Raw genomic sequence first — 19,720 nt, 5'->3', positions numbered from 1 at the left:
GCCACAGATTTTGCCTTACAACGATTACAGATTGTTTCCACGAAATCGCTCACATCTCCTCGCAAGCCCCGGATTTATTGACGTTTCTCCTTCCTGTCAGCTTTTTCATAAATGCTGGCCTTTCATCTAATTGTCATATTCCAGACATAGAGTGTTCACACGGCCTACCGATACTTGGCCCCGATCCAACTATCCCTATCTGCTAGGAGCAAGGCATGAAACTGAAACGTTTGATGGCGGCAATGACTTTTGTCGCTGCTGGCGTTGCGACCGCTAACGCGGTAGCCGCTGGTGTTGACCCGGCAATTCCGGCTTACGTGAAGACCACTGGTGTGTCGGGCAACCTGTCCAGCGTTGGTTCCGATACCTTGGCAAACCTGATGACCCTGTGGGCTGAGGGTTACAAAAAGGAATACCCGAACGTCAACATCCAGATTCAGGCCGCCGGCTCCGCCACTGCTCCTCCTGCGCTGACTGAAGGCACCTCCAACCTGGGCCCGATGAGCCGCAAGATGAAGGACACCGAACTGGCTGCCTTCGAGCAGAAGTACGGCTACAAACCAACCGCTATCCCGGTTGCCGTGGATGCCCTGGCCGTGTTCGTGCACAAGGACAACCCGATCCAGCACCTGACCATGGAGCAAGTCGACGCGATCTTCTCCTCGACTCGCCTGTGCGGTGCCAAAGCTGACGTCAAAACCTGGGGCGACCTGGGCGTGACCGGCGACCTGGCCAACAAGCCAGTGCAACTGTTCGGTCGTAACTCGGTATCCGGCACCTACGGCTACTTCAAAGAAGAAGCCCTGTGCAAAGGCGACTACAAACCTAACGTGAACGAACAACCCGGTTCGGCGTCGGTTGTGCAGTCCATCAGCTCCTCGCTGAACGGTATCGGTTACTCGGGCATCGGTTACAAAACCGCCAGCGTGAAGACCGTGGCCCTGGCCAAGAAAGGCAGCACTGACTTCATCGAAGACACCGAAGAAAACGCCCTGAACGGCAAATACCCGCTGTCGCGCTTCCTCTACGTTTACGTCAACAAAGCTCCGAACAAGCCTCTGGCCCCGCTGGAAGCCGAGTTCGTGAAGCTGGTCCTGTCCAAGCAAGGCCAGGAAGTTGTAGTGAAAGACGGCTACATCCCGCTGCCAGCCAAAGTTGCCGCCAAGGCACTGGCTGACCTGGGCTTGAAAGAAGGTGGCAAATAAGCCTCCGGTAAACCTGCCTTGAACCGGGGTTTACCCACGGTTCAAGGCCTGGGCGGGGTCTGTAAGACCTGGACCTCGCCTCCCATTTTTTAATCCGCTGCCAGCCCTGCTACGCGGCGGATTTCTTGCGTCACTGCATTGTCATCTTTCTGTCATACAGGATCGCTAGGGTGTGCGCATGAATGATCTGGCCAATTCCACCATGACGACGACTTCTCCCCCCAAGCGCATTGATTTCAATACGCCTGAGCTGCAACGCAAGCGCCGCATCCGCGCGCTCAAGGATCGCCTGACCCGTTGGTACGTGCTGGTGGGCGGCCTTGCCGTCCTGGGCGCGATCACCTTGATCTTCTTCTTCCTCGCCTACGTGGTCGCCCCGCTGTTCCACGGCGCCAACCTGACCAAGGAAGACGCCCTGGCGCCTGCCTGGCTGCAGGACGCCGGCAAGCCGCTGATGATCTCCATGGAAGAACAGAACCAGGTCGCCATGCGGGTTTCCGACAAGGGCCAGGCGCTGTTCTTCAACGTTGACACGGGTGCCGAACTCAAGCGCGTTGACCTGCCATTGCCGGCCGGTGTGACCGTCGCCTCCATCGGTGAAGACCAGCCCGGCAGCCCGCTGGTGGTCCTCGGCCTGTCCAACGGCCAGTCGCTGGTGTTCCGCCACACTTATAAAGTGTCGTACCCGGACGGCAAGAAGACCATCTCGCCCGCCGTCGAATACCCTTATGGCGAAACGCCGATCGTCCTCGACGAACAAGGCCGCTCCCTTGAGCACGTCGCGTTGAACGCGACCGACTCGACGCTGGTGGTGGCCGGTTCCAGCGGAGCTCATCTGAACGTGCTGTCCATCAGCCGTGAAGAAAACATGATGACCGAGGAAGTCACCACCGAGCAGAAGCGCATCGAACTGCCGCAAATGGCCGAGCCGGTGAAGGCCATCTTCGTTGATCCGCGCCAACAGTGGCTGTACGTGATCAACGGCCGCGCCCAGGCCGATGTGTTCAGCCTGCGGGACAAGAGCCTCAACGGTCGCTACAAATTGTTGGACGACGGCGTGGCGCAAGTCACGGCCAGCACCCAGCTGGTGGGCGGCATCTCGCTGATCATCGGTAACTCCAGCGGTGGCCTGGCGCAGTGGTTCATGGCTCGCGACCCGGACGGCGAACAACGCCTGAAGCAGATTCGTACTTTCCAGATGGGCACCGCGCCTATCGTTGAAATCACCGCTGAAGAACGTCGCAAAGGCTTCACTGCCCTCGACGCCTCCGGCAAGTTCGGCGTGTTCCACAGCACCGCCCACCGCACGTTGCTGGTGGACCAGGTGGTCGATGGCACCGGTATCTTCGGCATGTCGCCACGGGCCAACCGGGTGATCGTCGAAGCCGGTGGCAAGCTGCAACCGCTGCTGCTGGACAACCCGCACCCGGAAGTCTCCTGGAGCGCGTTGTGGAGCAAGGTCTGGTACGAAAACTACGACGAGCCTAAATACGTCTGGCAATCGACCGCCGCCAACACCGACTTCGAACCCAAGATGAGCCTGGCGCCCCTGACCTTCGGTACTCTGAAGGCCGCGTTCTACGCCATGCTGCTGGCCGCGCCACTGGCCGTCGCCGCTGCAATCTACACCGCCTACTTCATGGCCCCGAGCCTGCGCCGCAAGGTCAAGCCGGTGATCGAGTTGATGGAAGCGATGCCGACGGTAATCCTCGGCTTCTTCGCCGGCCTGTTCCTGGCGCCGTATGTCGAAGGGCATTTGCCGGGGATCTTCAGCCTGCTGATGCTGCTGCCGATTGGCATCCTGGTGGCCGGCTTCATCTTCAGTCGCCTGCCTGAGTCGATCCGCCTGCGGGTCCCGGATGGCTGGGAGAGCGCGATCCTGATCCCGGTGATCCTGTTTGTGGGTTGGCTCTCGCTTTACATGAGCCCGTACCTGGAAACCTGGTTCTTCGGCGGCGACATGCGCATGTGGATCTCCCACGACCTGGGCATCACCTACGACCAGCGCAACGCCCTGGTAGTCGGCCTGGCCATGGGGTTTGCGGTGATCCCGAACATCTACTCCATCGCCGAAGACGCCGTATTCAGCGTGCCGCGCGGCCTGACCCTGGGCTCCCTGGCCCTGGGTGCCACGCCATGGCAGACCATGACGCGCGTAGTGATCCTGACCGCCAGCCCGGGCATCTTCTCGGCACTGATGATCGGCATGGGCCGCGCGGTCGGTGAAACCATGATCGTGCTGATGGCCACTGGTAACACGCCGGTGATGGAGATGAACCTGTTTGAAGGCCTGCGCACCCTGGCAGCCAACGTCGCGGTGGAAATGCCCGAATCGGAAGTCGGCGGCAGCCACTACCGCGTGCTGTTCCTCTCGGCGCTGGTGCTGCTGCTGTTCACCTTCGTCATGAACACCCTCGCCGAGCTGATTCGTCAGCGTCTGCGCAAGAAATACTCGTCGCTTTAAGAAAGGTAGAAGTCTGTGAAACAGAACTCCCTGAATGGATGGTTCAAGAGCGGCGCCCCGGGCGTCTGGATCAGCGGTGGCGCGGTGTCCATCGCGGTCATCATGACCATTGGTTTGTTGGCCGTGATTGCCGTGCGTGGTTTGGGCCACTTCTGGCCGGCCGACCTGATCCAGGCCAGCTACAACGTGCCGGGCCAGGAAAACCATATCGTCGTCGGCGAAGTGGTGCAGAAAGAAGAAGTGCCCCGCGAGCGTCTGAAAAGCGCTGGCTTGCCGGTGCCTGACCAAGGCCCGGAGTTCATGACCCGCGAGCTGATCAAGGTCGGCAACCGTGACTTGAACGGCAACGACTTCACCTGGATCGTCGGCGAGTGGCTGACCAACCAGACCAAGCCGGTCGAACTGATGGCCATCGAACGTCGTGAGTGGGGCAACTTCTACGGCACCCTGGTCAACGTCAAGCAGGACGGCAAGGTCATCGCTGAAGGCGAGGCGGCCTGGCCGGAACTGCAAGCCCGCGTCGACCGCGTCAACAAGCTCGCGGCCCAGCTCAAGACCCTTGAGAAAACCGATATCGGCGCAATCAACGCCGGCCTCGAACGCATCCGCCTGCACGGTCGCAAGCTGGAGCTGGAAGGCAAGCTGGACGCCACCGCTCAAGCCGATATGGACAGCGGTCGCGCCGAACTGAACAACCGCTACAAGGACATCGAAGCCCGCCTGGCGGACCTGCACACCCAGTTCAACCGCGACAGCCTCACCGCCCGCGATGCCAACGGCAAAGAAATCGAAATCGGCATCGGCAAGGTGGTGCATGCCTACCAGCCGAACGCCATGGGTTACATGACCAAGATCGGCTTCTACTTCAGCAAGATCTGGGAGTTCCTCAGCGACGACCCACGGGAAGCCAACACCGAAGGCGGGATTTTCCCGGCGATCTTCGGCACCGTGATGATGACCCTGATCATGGCGATGATCGTGACCCCGTTCGGTGTGCTGGCGGCGGTGTACCTGCGTGAATACGCCAAGCAGAACACCCTGACGCGAATTATCCGCATCGCGGTGAACAACCTGGCCGGTGTACCCGCCATCGTTTACGGCGTGTTCGGCCTCGGCTTCTTTGTCTACGTGCTGGGCGGCTCGGTCGACCGGCTGTTCTTCGCCGAAGCCTTGCCGGCACCGACCTTCGGTACGCCTGGCCTGCTTTGGGCGTCCCTGACCCTGGCGCTGCTGGCGGTACCGGTAGTGATCGTAGCCACCGAAGAAGGCCTGGCGCGGATCCCTCGCACCGTACGTGAAGGTTCTTTGGCACTGGGCGCGACCAAGGCGGAAACGCTATGGAAGATCGTCCTGCCGATGGCCAGCCCGGCGATGATGACCGGCATGATCCTCGCCGTGGCCCGCGCCGCCGGTGAAGTGGCGCCGCTGATGCTGGTAGGTGTGGTGAAACTGGCGCCGTCGCTGCCGGTGGACGGCAACTACCCGTACCTGCACCTGGACCAGAAGATCATGCACCTGGGCTTCCATATTTATGACGTCGGCTTCCAGAGCCCTAACGTCGAAGCCGCACGGCCGCTGGTGTACGCCACTGCCTTGCTGCTGGTGCTGGTGATCGCCACGCTCAACTTGTCGGCGGTGTGGATTCGTAACCACCTGCGCGAAAAATACAAAGCGTTGGACAGTTAATTGAAATGAACGCGGACTAAATGTGGGAGCGGGCTTGCTCGCGAATGCGGTGTATCAGTCATACATGGGTCAACTGACCTGACGCCTTCGCGAGCAAGCCCGCTCCCACAAAACGAATTGGTAGCACAGGGAGCATCCCATGCAACATGAAACCCATTCCCACGGCATCAACATGTCAGCCCTGGGTCGCGACAAGCAGAGCCTGAGCCTGGCTCAGGAAACCGTGGCCATCGAAGTCCCGAGCCTGAGCCTGTACTACGGCGACAAGCAGGCGCTGTTCGACGTCAGCATGAACATCCCGAAGCAGCGCGTGACCGCCTTCATCGGCCCGTCCGGTTGCGGCAAGTCGACCCTGCTGCGCACCTTCAACCGGATGAACGATCTGGTGGACGGCTGCCGCGTCGAGGGCGCGATCAATCTGTACGGCACCAACATCTACCGTAAGGGCGAAGACGTGGCCGAGCTGCGTCGCCGGGTGGGCATGGTGTTCCAGAAGCCCAACCCGTTCCCCAAGACCATCTATGAAAACGTGGTCTACGGCCTGCGCATCCAGGGCATCAACAAGAAGCGCATTCTCGACGAAGCCGTTGAATGGGCTTTGAAAGGCGCGGCACTGTGGGACGAGGTCAAGGACCGCCTGCACGAGTCAGCCCTCGGTTTGTCCGGTGGCCAGCAGCAACGTCTGGTGATCGCCCGCACCATCGCCGTGGAGCCGGAAGTGCTGCTGCTCGACGAACCCTGCTCGGCACTCGACCCCATCTCCACGCTGAAAGTCGAAGAGCTGATCTACGAACTCAAGTCCAAGTTCACCATCGTCATCGTGACCCACAACATGCAACAGGCGGCGCGGGTTTCCGATTACACCGCGTTCATGTACATGGGCAAGCTGGTGGAGTTTGGCGACACCGATACCCTGTTCACCAACCCGGCGAAGAAGCAGACCGAAGACTACATCACCGGTCGCTACGGGTAGTAGGTGGCTGGTTGCTCACTGAACTGATGCTGCGGTCGACCGCACCTTACTGGACGTTCCAAGGACGCCAACATGATTAGCAAAGAAGGCCTTACCCATCACATCTCCGCGCAGTTCAACGCCGAGCTTGAGGAAGTGCGCAGCCACCTCCTGGCCATGGGCGGTCTGGTGGAGAAGCAAGTCAACGACGCGGTCACCGCGCTGATCGAGGCCGACTCCGGCCTGGCCCAGCAGGTACGTGAGATCGACGACCAGATCAACCAGATGGAACGCAACATCGACGAAGAATGCCTGCGCATCCTGGCCCGTCGTCAGCCGGCGGCGTCCGACCTGCGTTTGATCATCAGCATTTCCAAGTCAGTGATCGACCTGGAGCGCATCGGCGATGAAGCCACCAAGATTGCCCGCCGGGCCATCCAGTTGTGCGAAGAAGGCGAAGCGCCGCGTGGTTATGTCGAAGTGCGCCACATCGGTGACCAGGTGCGCAACATGGTCCGCGATGCCCTCGACGCGTTTGCCCGCTTCGACGCCGAGCTGGCGTTGTCGGTGGCCCAGTACGACAAGATCATCGACCGTGAGTACAAGACCGCCCTGCGTGAACTGGCGACTTACATGATGGAAGACCCGCGTTCTATCTCGCGGGTATTGAGCATCATCTGGGTGCTGCGTTCGCTGGAGCGTATCGGTGATCACGCGCGCAATATCTCGGAACTGGTGATCTACCTGGTCCGTGGTACCGACGTGCGGCACATGGGCCTCAAGCGCATGAAAGCAGAAGTTGAAGGCACAACCGATCAAATCCCTAATGTTCCGGGCGTTCCTGACGATAAGTAAGATTGCCCGAGAAATAAACGCCCGGCCTTTGGTCGGGCGTTTTCGTTTGTGGCGTTGGAATTTTTGGCAAAACGCCATCAGCGAAGCGTTATGCTTGCCGGGGTTTTTATAGGATGAAGGGTCGATGAGCAAAGTCAGTGTATTGGTGGTGGATGACGCCTCGTTTATTCGCGACCTGGTGAAGAAGTGCCTGCGTAACTACTTCCCGGGTATCAAGATCGAAGACGCGGTGAACGGCAAAAAGGCCCAGGCCATCCTGATGCGCGAAACCTTCGACATGGTGCTGTGCGACTGGGAAATGCCGGAAATGTCCGGCCTGGAACTGTTGACCTGGTGCCGTGAGCAGCCTCATCTCAAAGCCATGCCGTTTGTCATGGTGACCAGCCGTGGCGACAAGGAAAACGTGGTGCAGGCGATCCAGGCCGGGGTTTCCGGCTACGTCAGCAAGCCCTTTACCAACGAGCAGTTGCTGAACAAGGTCAAGCAGGCGCTGAACAAGATCGGTCGCCTCGACGCGCTGATCGCCAGCGCGCCGACCAAGATGAACTCGGCGTTCGGCAATGACTCCCTGAGCGCCCTGACCGGCGGTAAGCCTGAAGCGCTCAAGCCGGCTCCGGTGGCCGCACCGAGCAAAGGCCTGCTCAACAGCCAGCCGGTGCAGGCTGCTGCGACGGCATCGCCAGCCGGCGGGCGTGGCCAGGGCCAGCTGCGCCTGTCCAGCGGCACCCAGCAATGTGTGATCAAGGCCCTGAGCATCAAGGAGGCGCTGCTGGTGGTGCGTCGCGGTGAAATCCTGCCTCAGGTACTGGAAAGCGCAGTGCTCGACCTGGAGCAGGGCGAAAACGCCGAGGTGGCCCGTCTTAATGGCTACCTGCACGCCGTCGTGGCCTACGAGCCCAAGCCTGACAGTGACTGGCTGCAGCTGACCTTCCGGTTTATCGACCAGGATGCACAGAAGCTCGACTACATTTCGCGGCTGATCGCCCGCGGGACTGCACAGAAGCATTTTGTGCCGGGTGCGTGACAGGGTTAACGCTTTACCTGTGGCGAGGGAGCTTGCTCCCGTTGGCTGCGCAGCAGCCCCGAAACTTTGGCGCAGTCTGTTCTGCAGAACTGTAGTGACTTTATCAGGGCCGCTTCGCGCCCCAGCGGGAGCAAGCTCCCTCGCCACAGGGGCAGTGGACGGTTCACATAGCACTGTCATGATCCCTTGTTAGCCTGCCATCCAATCGTCCCTGGCAGGCCAACCCGATGCTCGTACGCTCACTGCTGTTCTGTGGACTGTTCGCCGTCGTCATGCCGGCGATGTCCATGACCCTCTACAAATCCATCGATGCTGACGGCGCCGTGGTCTTCAGCGACCGGTACACGCCCGGGGCGCAGGCGTTTGTGTATCAGGAGCGGGTGATTCCCAAGCCTGTATATCCGTCGCAACCCACTTCATATCGTTATCCCTTGCCCTGGCGTGGCGGCCCGTTCCGTCTCACCCAAGGCCCCAATGGCACCTTCAGCCACTCCGAGCTCAAAAGCCGCTACGCGATGGACATCGCCATGCCCGAAGGCACACCGATCATTGCGGCACGCGCAGGTGTGGTGCTGAAAACCGAGAACACCCAATCCGGGCGCGGCGGTGATCCATCGGGCAATTTCGTGCGGGTCCAGCACGATGACGGCACGCAAGGCGTGTACCTGCACCTCAAGCAAGGGTCGGTCAGCGTCAGGGAAGGGCAGCGAGTGGCGGTGGGCAGCCCGCTGGCGTTGTCGGGCAATACCGGTAACAGCAGCGGGCCACATCTGCATTTTGTGGTGCAACGCACGACGGCGTTGGGGCTGGTGTCGATTCCCTATGAATTCAACCAGCCGGTGCAGGCGTTGCCCAATTTTGCATTGGGCACGCGATAAGGCTTTTGCAGGAGCGAGCTTGCTCGCGAAAACCCTGAGGGCGCTGCCGGGTGTCAGGGTCCCAGCGTTATCGTTAACGTCCTTCGCGAGCAAGCTCGCTCCTACAGGGGGTGTGCCCTAGTCGAGCAATAGCACCTTGGCCAACACAATCTTCGGCCCTTTCATCTTCTTGATAATGATCCGCAGGCCTTCGACTTCCAGCACTTCTTCCTCTTCCGGCACCCGTTTCAGGGTGTCGTAGATCAGCCCGGCCAGGGTTTCGGCCTCGATGTGGTCCAGGTCGACACCCAGCAGGCGCTCCACCTTGAACAGCGGCGTGTCGCCACGCACCAGGAGTTTGCCCGGCTGGTAAGCGAGGATGCCGCGCTCGGCCTTGCGGTGTTCGTCCTGGATGTCACCTACCAGCACTTCCAGCACGTCTTCCATGGTCAGGTAGCCGATGATCTTGCCGTCGGCTTCTTCCACCAGGGCGAAGTGCGCGCCGCCTTTACGGAACTGCTCGAGCAACTGCGACAGCGGCATATGGCGCGATACGCGCTCCAGCGGGCGGGTCAGCTCGGCCAGGTTGAACGACTCGGGAATGTGGTCGAGGGCCGCCAGCTCCAGCAGCAGGTCCTTGATGTGCAGCAGGCCGACAAACTCGTTGCGCACCGCGTCGTACACCGGGTAGCGGCTGAACTTGTGGCGACGGAACAGCGCCAGGATTTCCTTGAGGGGGGCGTTGAAGTCCAGGGTCACCAGGTCTTCCCGGGAGTTGGCCCAGTCGACCACTTCCAACTCGCCCATTTCCACGGCGGAGGCCAATACACGCATGCCTTGGTCGCTCGGGTCCTGGCCACGGCTGGAGTGCAGGATCAGTTTCAGTTCTTCACGGCTGTAATGGTGCTCGTGGTGCGGGCCAGGCTCTCCCTGGCCGGCGATGCGCAGGATGGCGTTGGCGCTGGCGTTGAGCAGGTAGATCGCCGGGTACATGGCCCAGTAGAACAGGTACAGCGGAACGGCGGTCCACAGCGACAGCAACTCAGGCTTGCGAATGGCCCAGGACTTGGGCGCCAGCTCGCCGACCACGATGTGCAGGTACGAGATGACGAAGAAGGCGGCAAAGAACGACACGCCCTTGATCACTTCCGGCGATTGCACGCCGATCGCGCCCAGCAACGGCTCGAGGATGTGCGCGAAGGCCGGCTCACCGACCCAGCCCAGGCCCAGGGAGGCGAGGGTGATACCCAACTGACAGGCCGACAGATACGCGTCGAGCTGGCTGTGTACGGTGCGCAGGATCTGCCCGCGCCAGCCGTTTTTGTGGGCAATGGCCTCGACCCGGGTCGAGCGCAGTTTGACCATGGCAAACTCCGCCGCAACGAAAAAGCCGTTGAGCAGTACCAGGATCAGTGCAAAAAGAATCATGCCGAAGTCGGCGAAGAGTGTCGCGAGGGTGATGCCAGGGGAAGGGTCCATGATGGGGTTTTGCGGGTTCCGTCTAATCAAAAAGGGTGAGCAGGTGGGCCTGAAAGGCAGGCGCAAGTCCGCCAATGTAGCGGCTGACGGGGCGCTTGCCTAGTGGCGGCTGCCGGGTGGAGGGTCACTCGTCCTGATGAATGACCCGTGAACGTGTCATCTGTGCCGGCGGGAAATGGCAGGTAAAGGTACTGCCATGGCCCAACACACTGCTGATTTCCAGCCGCGCGCGATGGCGCAGCAACACATGCTTGACGATGGCCAGGCCGAGCCCGGTACCGCCGGTGTTGGAGTTGCGGCTGGAGTCGACGCGATAGAAGCGCTCGGTGAGGCGCGGCAAGTGTTTGGCGTCGATGCCCATTCCGGAGTCCTGCACGCTGAGGTGCGCGCCCTGGTCGTCGGCCCACCAGCGGATGCGGATGTTGCCCTTGTCCTGAGTGTATTTGACGGCGTTGAACACCAGGTTGGAAAACGCGCTGCGCAGCTCGCCCTCGCTGCCCTTGAGCAGGATCGACGGGTCGGCTTCGAGGGTAATCTGCTGCTCACGCTGCCCGGACAATGCCTGGGCGTCGCTCTTGATGGTCTGCAACAGGCTTTGCACCGGCACCGGATGGTTGTCCGAGGGGTAATCGGTGGCTTCCAGCTTGGCCAGCAACAGCAGGTCGTTGAGCAGAGTTTGCATGCGCCCGCCTTGCTGCTGCATCTGTTGCAGGGCACGGGTCCAGCGCGGGTTCACGTCTTCAACGTTATCGAGCAGCGTTTCAAGATAACCGCAGATCACCGTCAGCGGCGTGCGCAGTTCGTGGGAGACGTTGGCGACGAAGTCCTTGCGCATCTGTTCCAGCTGATGGATGCGCGTGACATCGCGCACCAGCATCAAATGTTCGTTATTGCCGTAGCGCGTCAGGTACAGCTGGATGCGCACGCGGTCGTTGGTAGGCGACGGAATTTCCAGGGCTTCTTCAAAGTTGTCCTGCTCGAAGTACTCCTTGAAACGCGGGTGGCGCACCAGGTTGGTCACCGGCTGGCCGCTGTCCTGGGGCGTCTTGAGGCCCAGCAGGGTTTCTGCGGCGCGGTTCCACCATTCCAGGTTGCCGTCGCTGTCGAGCATGATGACGGCGTCTTTCAGCGCGGCCGTGGACTCCTGGACCCGATCGATTACCGCCTGAAGCCGCCCGCGTACGCGTTGGTCGCGGCGTTGCAGGTGGTAGATGCTGTCGAACACCTCGCCCCACAGGCCGTAACCGTCGGGTGGTGCTTCATCAGGTTTGTGCTGGCGCAGCCACTCGTGAAGGCGCAGCAATTGCTTGAGGGTCCAGCCCAGGTAAACGCCCAGGCCGACGGCCAGGCTCCAGCCGTAATAGCCGCTGACCAGGCCCACCAGCAGGCAGCCAGTGATCAACAGGAGCATGTGGCGGATCAGGGTGCCATACCAGTTTTGGTTCACTTAAACACGCGTCCTTTCAGCTGTCTGGGCAGTTCGGGCTGGCTCAGCCTTTGGTGGAAAACCGGTAGCCGGTGCCGCGCACGGTTTGTACCAGATTCTCGTAAGCGTCGCCCAAGGCTTTGCGCAGGCGGCGGATATGCACGTCGACGGTGCGCTCTTCCACATACACATTGCCGCCCCAGACCTGGTCCAGCAGTTGGCCGCGGGTGTAGGCGCGCTCCTGGTGGGTCATGAAGAATTGCAGCAGGCGGTATTCGGTGGGGCCCATCTCGGCGGGTTTGCCGTCGATGGTCACACGGTGGCTGATCGGGTCCAGAATCAGGCCGTCGACTTCGATAGGCGCTTCGCCATCGGTTGGGCCGGCACGGCGCAGTACGGCTTTCAGGCGGGCGACCAGTTCCCGTGGGGAAAAGGGCTTGGTGATGTAGTCATCGGCGCCGACTTCCAGGCCCTGGATCTTGTTGTCCTCTTCGCCCTTGGCGGTGAGCATGATGATCGGGATATCCCCGGTCAGCTCGTCACGCTTGAGGCGGCGGGCCAATTCGATACCGGAGGTGCCGGGCAGCATCCAGTCCAGCAGGATCAGGTCCGGCTTGCGGTCGACGATAATGGCATGGGCCTGCTGGGAGTTCTCCGCCTCCAGGCAGTCATAGCCGGCCATTTCCAACGCAACGGCGATCATTTCGCGAATGGGCGCTTCGTCGTCAACGATCAGAATGCTCCTGCCAACCATGCTAAATCCTCTTGTCATTTAACTGTCTTGCGCCGCATTAGATAACGGAATTATTGCAGTCGTGTGACAGTAATTTAGTCGCTTGGGCATTCGGCGCCTCTCTGGACTACGCTTGGGGTCCGAATCCTGACAACCACAAAAGGAAGGTTCCCATGACTCACAGTACGTTTTCCTGGAAAACCCTGCTGGTAACGGCCGCGTTAACGTTGCCGACACTGGCGTTTGCGGCAGACCCGGCAATGACCAAGGACGGGATGCTGGTGGACCACAAAGGCATGACCCTCTACACCTTTGCCAAGGATGCTGATGGCAAATCCATGTGCAACGACAAGTGCGCCACCAACTGGCCGCCGTTGATGGCCGAGTCCACCGACAAGCCCATGGGCAAGTGGACGGTGATCACCCGTGACGACCAGAAAAGCCAGTGGGCCTACAGCGGCAAGCCGCTATATACCTTCATTATGGACAAGAAGACCGGCGATATGACCGGTGACGGCAAGATGGACGGGGCCTGGAAGGTCGCCAAGCCCTGAGTCGACCGGCTAGCGGTGAGGGGCGTGGCCCTTCACCGAAACCCGTAGTCCGCCACAATCCCGACAAAAATCGCCAACCCGGCCCAGTGGTTGTGCAAAAACGCCTTGAAGCATTTGAGCCGGTCCTTGTCCCGGGTGTACCAGAACTCCCAGGCAAAACACCCGGCCGCCGCCAGCAAGCCCAGGTGGAACCAGCCACCCAGCTCAAAACGCATCCCCGCCAGCCACAGGCACACCAGTGCCAGGCCCTGCAGGGTCAGGATGATCACCCGGTCGGCATCGCCGAACAGGATGGCGGTGGATTTGACCCCGATTTTCAGGTCATCGTCGCGATCGGTCATGGCGTAGTACGTGTCGTAGCCCACCGTCCACAACAGGTTGGCGATGTACAACAGCCATGCCGCGGCTGGCAGGCTGCCTGTTTCAGCGGTGAACGCCATCGGCATGCCCCACGAGAACGCCGCGCCCAATACCACCTGCGGGTAGTAGGTGTAACGCTTCATGAATGGATAGCTGGCCGCCAGCGCGAGGCCGCCCAGGGACAGCCAGATCGTCATGGAATTGGTCAGCAGCACCAGCAGGAAACTGATGAACATCAGCACCGCGAAGAACACCAGCGCCTCTTTCGAGCTGATCTTGCCGCTCACCAGCGGCCGCTGTTCGGTGCGCTTCACGTGACCGTCGACCTTGCGATCAGCCCAGTCATTGATGACGCAACCACCGGCCCGGGTGAGTATCACGCCGAGCACGAAGATCGCGATATTGAGCAGCGATGGCGACCCCTTGCCGGCAATCCACAGCGCCCACAGCGTGGGCCATAGCAGCAGATAGATGCCGATGGGCTTGTCCATGCGGGTCAACTGGATGAAGTCCCAGGCCCTGGGGTTCAAGCGATTCAGGGACTTGAGCAGGCGCTGGTACATCAGCAATTCTCCGGATGGTCGTGCACGGCCTGCCACAGGGTCGGCAGGAAAATTTCCGCCACCAGCACGCTCAGCGGCCCGCGATCAAAGCGCGAGCGACGCGCCCACAGGTTATCGGCCTGATCGGCGGTGGGCAGCCATTCCCGTGGATAGCGGCACACCTCAATGGCCTGGCGCGTGAAGGCATGGTCACAAAACAGCAATTCCCCCAGTGACCGGCTGCCCAACTCATCCATGTGCAAACCGTCGTCCTGCAAGGCGCTGCGGGCCGCTACGCTGCGGGCAAACACCCACGGCTGGCCATGGCCACGCAAATACACCTCGCGCACCCAGCCGATGCTGGCGGCGGGCAAGTCCAGGGTGGCGCATTCGTCGTCTCGCAGTGGTTGCCAGCCTTCGAACAGCGGCGTCACGCTGAAGCCATCACCCGACAGCCGTGTAAGGCGCCGGGTCAGGGAACCTTCATCGAACAGCCAGTTGAGTGTCAGCGGCGCGGGCAGTGGGCTCAGAAGGCTCTGGCTCAGCCATCGGCAAGCATCGGGAAGGGCGTTTGAATGCGGCACGGAGGGTCATTATTGGCAGTTAATGAGGCGGCGAGCTTACCATGGTGCCCTGGACTTTTGCCGGAGCGCGCCAGGCCCATGCGTCGATCAAGCTTGCATCTGCGCCTGCTGATCAGTACAAAACGCCCTGAGCCGCACGGCAAGGCTGAATCTATCGACCGTCGGCCAGTACGCCTGGACCCTGAGGAAGCAAGTGATGAAGAAGTGGCAATGTGTCGTCTGTGGGCTGATCTACGACGAGAAAGACGGATGGCCGGATGACGGCATCGCCCCGGGCACCCTATGGCAGGACGTCCCCGAAGACTGGCTGTGCCCGGACTGCGGCGTGGGCAAAATGGATTTCGAAATGATCGAAATCGGCTGATTTAAGAAGCAATTCAAGAACCGTACTACAAGGAGAAAGGAATGAACGCACCTGTCGTGATCGTCGGCACAGGTTTGGCCGGTTACAACCTGGCGCGGGAGTTTCGCAAGCTCGATAGCGAAACCCCGCTGTTGCTGATCACCGCAGATGACGGGCGCTCCTACTCCAAGCCCATGCTCTCCACCGGTTTTGGCAAGAACAAGGAAGCCGACGGCCTGAGCATGGCTGAACCGGGCGCCATGGCCGAGCAATTGAAGGCCGAAGTGCGTACCCACACCCGCATCAGCGGCATCGACCCGGGCCACAAGCGCCTGTGGATCGGTGAGGAAGCGGTGATCTACCGCGACCTGATCCTGGCCTGGGGCGCAGAAACCGTGCGGGTGCCGGTACAGGGCGACGCCGCCGAGCTGATTTTCCCGATCAACGACCTTGAAGACTACGCACGCTTTCGTGCCGCGGCGGCCGGTAAGCGCCGAGTGTTGCTGCTGGGGGCCGGGCTGATCGGCTGTGAGTTCGCCAACGACTTGATCCTCGGCGGCTACGAGATCGACCTGGTGGCGCCGTGCGAGCAAGTCATGCCGACCCTGCTGCACCCGGCAGCCGCCGCAGCGGTGCAGGCCGGCCTTGAAGGCCTTGGGGCGCGTTTCCACCTGGGCCCGGTGCTCAATCGCCTGCAGCGCAACGCTGACGGCCTGGAAGCCCACCTGTCTGATGGCGAAGTGATCCAGTGCGACCTGGTGGTGTCTGCCATCGGCCTGCGCCCCCGTGTCGATCTGGCCGCCGCCGCCGGCTTGCAGATCAACCGTGGGATTATGGTCGACCGCCACCTCAAGACCTCCCACGCCAATATCTACGCCCTGGGCGACTGCGCCGAGGTCGATGGCCTGAACCTGCTGTACGTGATGCCGCTGATGAGCTGCGCCCGCGCCCTGGCCCAGACCCTGGCGGGCAACGCGACGGCCGTCAGCTACGGCCCGATGCCGGTCACAGTAAAAACCCCTGTCTGCCCGCTGGTCGTCTCGCCACCGCCACGGGGCACCGAAGGTGTGTGGAGCGTCGAAGGGCAGGGCGGCGACATCAAGGCCCTGTGCCGCGACGCCAGCGGCCGCCTGCTGGGTTACGCCCTGACCGGCACGGCCGTGATGGAAAAACTGGCCCTTAACAAAGAACTTCCGCCGCTACTGGCGTAAATGCTGGTCGTTCTGTCGGAATAAGCATCATTTTGACCGTAGAAAGGTCGCCGTGAGACTGGCGCAGGCCCCGATGGCATGCCATCCTCACTCCCGTCTGCCGCAGAGTAGAGCCTGCGGCGCCTTGGGCGCTGCTCCGAAAGAGAGCAGCACGGACATAACAACAAAAAACCGTCAAAGAGGCTTCACTTATGCGTAAACCAGAACTCGCAGCCGCTATTGCTGAAAAAGCAGACCTGACCAAAGAACAGGCCAACCGCGTACTCAACGCCGTACTCGAAGAAATCACCGGCGCGCTGCATCGCAAGGACAGCGTCACCCTGGTGGGCTTCGGCACCTTCCTGCAGCGCCACCGCGGCGCCCGCACCGGCAAAAACCCGCAAACCGGCGAGCCGGTGAAAATCAAGGCGAGCAACACCGTCGCGTTCAAGCCAGGCAAGTCGCTTAAAGACAGCGTCAATCCGTAAGTAAAGAAGCCTGCGCTACGCACATGCGAGTGCGAGCGCGGGATAAAAAATGGGCACGCCGACTGGGTCGGGTGCCCATTTTTTGTTGGAGGATTTGGACGGGCGTCAAATACCTTCGGATTGTTACTTGGCCGTCTCCACCTCAACATTCAGCGTGCCATTTCGGATATCAGCAATTTCAGGATGCTCTTCATGAAATCGCCGGCCCTTGAAATCAAAGGTCCCGCGCAGCCTGGTAGCCGTAGGATCTTCGTAGAACGTGATGCTTCCGCTGATCGCGTTGTAGGAGTCGGTCTGATTGGTGTTCGGAGGTAAATAGTGTGCAAGGATTTCGTCTTCCTCGGAGCCCAGTGGGTGGGTGCCAGCCTTGATAGTGTGAGGAATATAGAAGCTGATTTGATAGATACGGAAAGGCGCGAACATGGTCTGATTGGCCCTGACGACTAACTGAGCGCCGGGCCGGCCTTCAATTGTGACGGAGCTGGAGACGAAGTTCAGGTGTTCATGCAGGACGCTGATGTCCGCGACCACTTCCCGCGCTGCCACGACTGTTGGGGTGGAAATTGTATTTTTCATTAGCTGATTCCTTATCTTGCACAGGCCTTGATGGCGAACTCGCCTAGTACCGTTAAGGAATGTATTCAAAGCGTCTGGTATTGGTAACTGCCAGAATTGACAGTGTGATAGACCGTTTTTTGATAGCGAGGGATTGTTTATCGTGAAAATTTATAACGTACGAAACAGGCAAACAGGCGTGGTGGGTAAAAGATGTAGTGCGGATGAGAGGTAATGGAGACGGATTTATTTAATTTATCTGAGAGCCTTTTCTCTAAATAAATCTGTCCCCTTTATTGCTTATAGTTATTACATAAGCGTCATAGGATGGAATTCCAAAAAAGAATGATCGAAATCCAACGCTAGCAACTTCTCTTTGTACGCTTCACAAATGATGATGTTGAACGCTCCCCCCCAGCCCACCAAACGAAAGACCTCGGCAGTCTCAGGGATTTTTTTGGCGATCAGTACCGGATCGAAGAAAAAACGTCCTCTTGGATTTTGCCATTCCTTGACCACGTGCTCTTCCGGCCAGGCTTCGTATTTGGATAAGGCCCAATCGACGCAGTCGACATGATTGTAGGCATGCAAGAGTCGGTAACGTGCTTTTTGGCTTTCATGGGCGATGCGTAAATATTGCACACGCTCGGCCGCCAGGTTATCCAGCCCTTTAATAGACTCATCGAATACAAAGAAATCCGCTCCGATTGTGTTGACCTGAGCGGTTATACCGTCGACAAGTATTTCATACTGCAGCGGTTTCAAATTGCACGGTCCTCGACTATTGGAAAGCGCTATGTCATCGACCTCCTCCCCCTTGTAAATGAGTTCTCCAAGATTGACGTATCGTTCCCATTTTTCGCTGTTGACATTCGGATTTAGTTTGAAATAGTTCATTAATGAACCATCCTCAAAATTGTTAAGGGCGGATGTGGGGTCTAGCGCCTCCTTTTTAAACTCTGCGAGCTCCGCTATCCGGTCCGTTTCTGTTAGAAGATTCCGGTAAAGGGGATAGCTTATCCAACGTAGATGTTTTAAATAGACCGGGTCCTATTCCCTTTAAAGCTGTTTTTTAATTAATTATCAAAATGTCAGCTCAAAAACGACATTGCCTAATCGATTTTTTACCTTGTAATTATTTTCGTGGAGTTCTGCACTCTTGAAAAAATCACTTCGATCAATGAAGCTTGGAACTTCGTGCATCCAAGTGTTGTTTTTTTTTGACCCTGCACGTTGCAATACCAGCTTTCTCCGACTTCTGCGTTCAAGAGCCTGAAAATAGCAATTTTGTGCTTTTTGTCTTTGCTGTTTTTTGCAAGCTTTTTAATCGAAGTCTCCAGCTGAAAGTGTGTTTCTAAGACGCTGTCAGCAGTAGAGTTTATGATCTCAACAGTCGCCTCGTTGATTCCTTTTTTCGTAGCGATATCAATGAGTGCATTTCGTAATGTCTCTAAAAGTTTTTTGTCTTGGTTAAGACGATCCAGGGATAAAAAAGTTTAAAGTCGAAGTCTTCTATAAATATGTTTGTCACGCCCAACACATTGTCAAACACGTCTTCGTCGCCGCGGGGGCCTAAAGAAACGACGATTTTACTACTGCCGTTGATGTTCACCTTGGGCAACAGTGTCATGAATATCTGCGTGATGTGGTGGCCCAGATGGCGAATACAGATACTCTCATTCAGAGCGGCTGCGTCACTTTCTTGTAGGATGAGCATACTCAGATTCATTGCATTGTTCGCTTCGAAAAACTAACGGTTAACGGGTGTGACATACTGGTGAAGGGCTGATTTATTTAATTTATCTTATGGCTGTAAGTCTAAATAAACCCGTCCATTTGTATCGGCTCCCTTTATGCCAATTAAGTTTGAGGAGAAATAATTTTGCTTATGTCGGCTCCTCTGAATTTCAATGACTTTATTGCGCTTTTAATCTCAAGTGCCGTTTCGATGCCGAGAATAATGGAAGGACTTTTTTCCTTTCCGCTACCGAAGCTAATACTTGTGAAAAACATTCCGTGCTCAAGAGGTTTTCCAGTTTCCTGATAGAATGTCGGGAGAGGGGCCACACAGTCAAAATACTGATGACAGGTACCGCAGAGGTTTTCCTGCTGTTGAGCGCTGTAGCTGATAACGTGCTTGGGTCGGATGAGAAATAGTTGTTTTTTTTCATTGATCAATGAAAAATCAACGTTCAGATCTAAACTGTCAATGTATTCCTTGAAGCGCAGTGATGCGATGAACCTCCGATCATAAGTTACGCCAATATCAGTTTTGTTTGGTGTTCTAAGTTCTGCGGGTTGGTAGCTAGGATCAATGCAGCAACCACAGCTCTTGCAAAATATGTTTTCAGGTGCCTCCTCAAAAAAGTAGGCATGATTATTGATGGCACTTAAGTCGTAGGCGATGGTCAAGAATCTAGTCA

The 19,720-nt window shown here is 58.6% G+C and carries 20 protein-coding genes; 11 read left to right on the top strand and 9 right to left on the bottom strand.

The window, feature by feature from the left end; genetic code table 11:
* Positions 1-215 precede the first annotated feature (215 nt).
* The 7 genes from NVB75_RS19540 to NVB75_RS19510 all read left to right on the top strand — a co-directional run bounded on the left by NVB75_RS19540 (position 216) and on the right by NVB75_RS19510 (position 9,064).
* Entirely contained in the window at positions 216-1,205 is a 990-nt protein-coding gene (locus NVB75_RS19540; RefSeq protein ID WP_076013198.1) for a phosphate ABC transporter substrate-binding protein PstS, read from the top strand.
* Between the two features lie 430 nt (positions 1,206-1,635).
* The gene (locus NVB75_RS19535) at positions 1,636-3,669 is read left to right on the top strand and encodes an ABC transporter permease subunit (protein ID WP_258348678.1); all 2,034 of its coding nucleotides are present in this window, start codon (positions 1,636-1,638) and stop codon (positions 3,667-3,669) included.
* A gap of 15 nt (positions 3,670-3,684) precedes the next feature.
* Positions 3,685-5,355, top strand: coding sequence for a phosphate ABC transporter permease PstA (pstA, locus tag NVB75_RS19530; protein WP_258342869.1), 1,671 nt, complete (start codon positions 3,685-3,687; stop codon positions 5,353-5,355).
* A gap of 139 nt (positions 5,356-5,494) precedes the next feature.
* The gene (gene pstB / locus NVB75_RS19525) at positions 5,495-6,328 is read left to right on the top strand and encodes a phosphate ABC transporter ATP-binding protein PstB (RefSeq protein WP_076013195.1); all 834 of its coding nucleotides are present in this window, start codon (positions 5,495-5,497) and stop codon (positions 6,326-6,328) included.
* A 72-nt stretch (positions 6,329-6,400) separates the two neighbouring features.
* The gene (gene phoU / locus NVB75_RS19520) at positions 6,401-7,162 is read left to right on the top strand and encodes a phosphate signaling complex protein PhoU (protein ID WP_063033814.1); all 762 of its coding nucleotides are present in this window, start codon (positions 6,401-6,403) and stop codon (positions 7,160-7,162) included.
* 124 nt (positions 7,163-7,286) lie between these two features.
* A complete protein-coding gene (locus tag NVB75_RS19515; RefSeq protein ID WP_258342868.1) occupies positions 7,287-8,186 on the top strand; it encodes a response regulator in 900 nt (299 codons plus the stop codon).
* A 227-nt stretch (positions 8,187-8,413) separates the two neighbouring features.
* Entirely contained in the window at positions 8,414-9,064 is a 651-nt protein-coding gene (locus tag NVB75_RS19510; RefSeq protein ID WP_258342867.1) for a M23 family metallopeptidase, read from the top strand.
* 117 nt (positions 9,065-9,181) lie between these two features.
* Here the strand turns inward: NVB75_RS19510 and NVB75_RS19500 are convergent, their stop codons facing one another.
* The 3 genes from NVB75_RS19500 to phoB form a co-directional block, all read right to left on the bottom strand.
* On the bottom strand, positions 9,182-10,522 hold the full coding sequence (locus tag NVB75_RS19500) for a hemolysin family protein (RefSeq protein ID WP_076013189.1): 1,341 nt from the start codon (positions 10,520-10,522) through the stop codon (positions 9,182-9,184).
* A 124-nt stretch (positions 10,523-10,646) separates the two neighbouring features.
* Entirely contained in the window at positions 10,647-11,969 is a 1,323-nt protein-coding gene (gene phoR / locus NVB75_RS19495; RefSeq protein WP_375378882.1) for a phosphate regulon sensor histidine kinase PhoR, read from the bottom strand.
* Between the two features lie 43 nt (positions 11,970-12,012).
* Positions 12,013-12,702 carry a phosphate regulon transcriptional regulator PhoB gene (phoB, locus tag NVB75_RS19490; RefSeq protein WP_003195617.1) on the bottom strand — a complete coding sequence of 230 codons (690 nt, stop codon included), beginning with the start codon at positions 12,700-12,702 and terminating at the stop codon, positions 12,013-12,015.
* A gap of 152 nt (positions 12,703-12,854) precedes the next feature.
* Here phoB and NVB75_RS19485 point away from each other — a divergent pair, with 152 nt between their 5' ends.
* On the top strand, positions 12,855-13,235 hold the full coding sequence (locus tag NVB75_RS19485) for a hypothetical protein (RefSeq protein ID WP_258342866.1): 381 nt from the start codon (positions 12,855-12,857) through the stop codon (positions 13,233-13,235).
* A gap of 32 nt (positions 13,236-13,267) precedes the next feature.
* Here the strand turns inward: NVB75_RS19485 and ubiA are convergent, their stop codons facing one another.
* Together ubiA and NVB75_RS19475 are read right to left on the bottom strand one after the other, a co-directional pair.
* Positions 13,268-14,158, bottom strand: coding sequence for a 4-hydroxybenzoate octaprenyltransferase (gene ubiA, locus NVB75_RS19480; RefSeq protein WP_258342865.1), 891 nt, complete (start codon positions 14,156-14,158; stop codon positions 13,268-13,270).
* Positions 14,158-14,721, bottom strand: a complete 564-nt coding sequence (locus NVB75_RS19475) for a chorismate lyase (RefSeq protein ID WP_258342864.1) — start codon at positions 14,719-14,721, stop codon at positions 14,158-14,160. Before NVB75_RS19475 ends, ubiA begins: the two co-directional genes overlap by 1 nt.
* A 196-nt stretch (positions 14,722-14,917) precedes the next feature.
* Here NVB75_RS19475 and NVB75_RS19470 point away from each other — a divergent pair, with 196 nt between their 5' ends.
* The 3 genes from NVB75_RS19470 (at position 14,918) to NVB75_RS19460 (ending at position 16,742) form a co-directional block, all read left to right on the top strand.
* On the top strand, positions 14,918-15,085 hold the full coding sequence (locus NVB75_RS19470) for a rubredoxin (protein WP_003213373.1): 168 nt from the start codon (positions 14,918-14,920) through the stop codon (positions 15,083-15,085).
* Between the two features lie 41 nt (positions 15,086-15,126).
* The gene (locus NVB75_RS19465) at positions 15,127-16,275 is read left to right on the top strand and encodes an NAD(P)/FAD-dependent oxidoreductase (protein WP_258342863.1); all 1,149 of its coding nucleotides are present in this window, start codon (positions 15,127-15,129) and stop codon (positions 16,273-16,275) included.
* Between the two features lie 191 nt (positions 16,276-16,466).
* On the top strand, positions 16,467-16,742 hold the full coding sequence (locus NVB75_RS19460) for an HU family DNA-binding protein (RefSeq protein WP_003213368.1): 276 nt from the start codon (positions 16,467-16,469) through the stop codon (positions 16,740-16,742).
* A gap of 123 nt (positions 16,743-16,865) precedes the next feature.
* Here NVB75_RS19460 and NVB75_RS19455 read toward each other — a convergent pair whose 3' ends face one another.
* The 4 genes from NVB75_RS19455 to NVB75_RS19440 all read right to left on the bottom strand — a co-directional run bounded on the left by NVB75_RS19455 (position 16,866) and on the right by NVB75_RS19440 (position 19,709).
* The gene (locus tag NVB75_RS19455; RefSeq protein ID WP_258342861.1) at positions 16,866-17,318 is read right to left on the bottom strand and encodes a hypothetical protein; all 453 of its coding nucleotides are present in this window, start codon (positions 17,316-17,318) and stop codon (positions 16,866-16,868) included.
* A 288-nt stretch (positions 17,319-17,606) separates the two neighbouring features.
* Entirely contained in the window at positions 17,607-18,194 is a 588-nt protein-coding gene (locus NVB75_RS19450) for a hypothetical protein (RefSeq protein WP_258342859.1), read from the bottom strand.
* 553 nt (positions 18,195-18,747) lie between these two features.
* The gene (locus NVB75_RS19445) at positions 18,748-19,014 is read right to left on the bottom strand and encodes a hypothetical protein (RefSeq protein ID WP_258342858.1); all 267 of its coding nucleotides are present in this window, start codon (positions 19,012-19,014) and stop codon (positions 18,748-18,750) included.
* Between the two features lie 143 nt (positions 19,015-19,157).
* Positions 19,158-19,709: a hypothetical protein gene (locus NVB75_RS19440; RefSeq protein ID WP_258342857.1), complete on the bottom strand. Its 552-nt coding sequence runs from the start codon at positions 19,707-19,709 to the stop codon at positions 19,158-19,160.
* Positions 19,710-19,720 lie beyond the last annotated feature (11 nt).

Origin of the sequence: Pseudomonas sp. CBS, from assembly GCF_024734645.1 — a bacterium.
Lineage (GTDB): Bacteria > Pseudomonadota > Gammaproteobacteria > Pseudomonadales > Pseudomonadaceae > Aquipseudomonas.
Note: the sequence above shows the minus strand (reverse complement) of the source record. Positions and strands in the feature narration are given on the sequence as shown.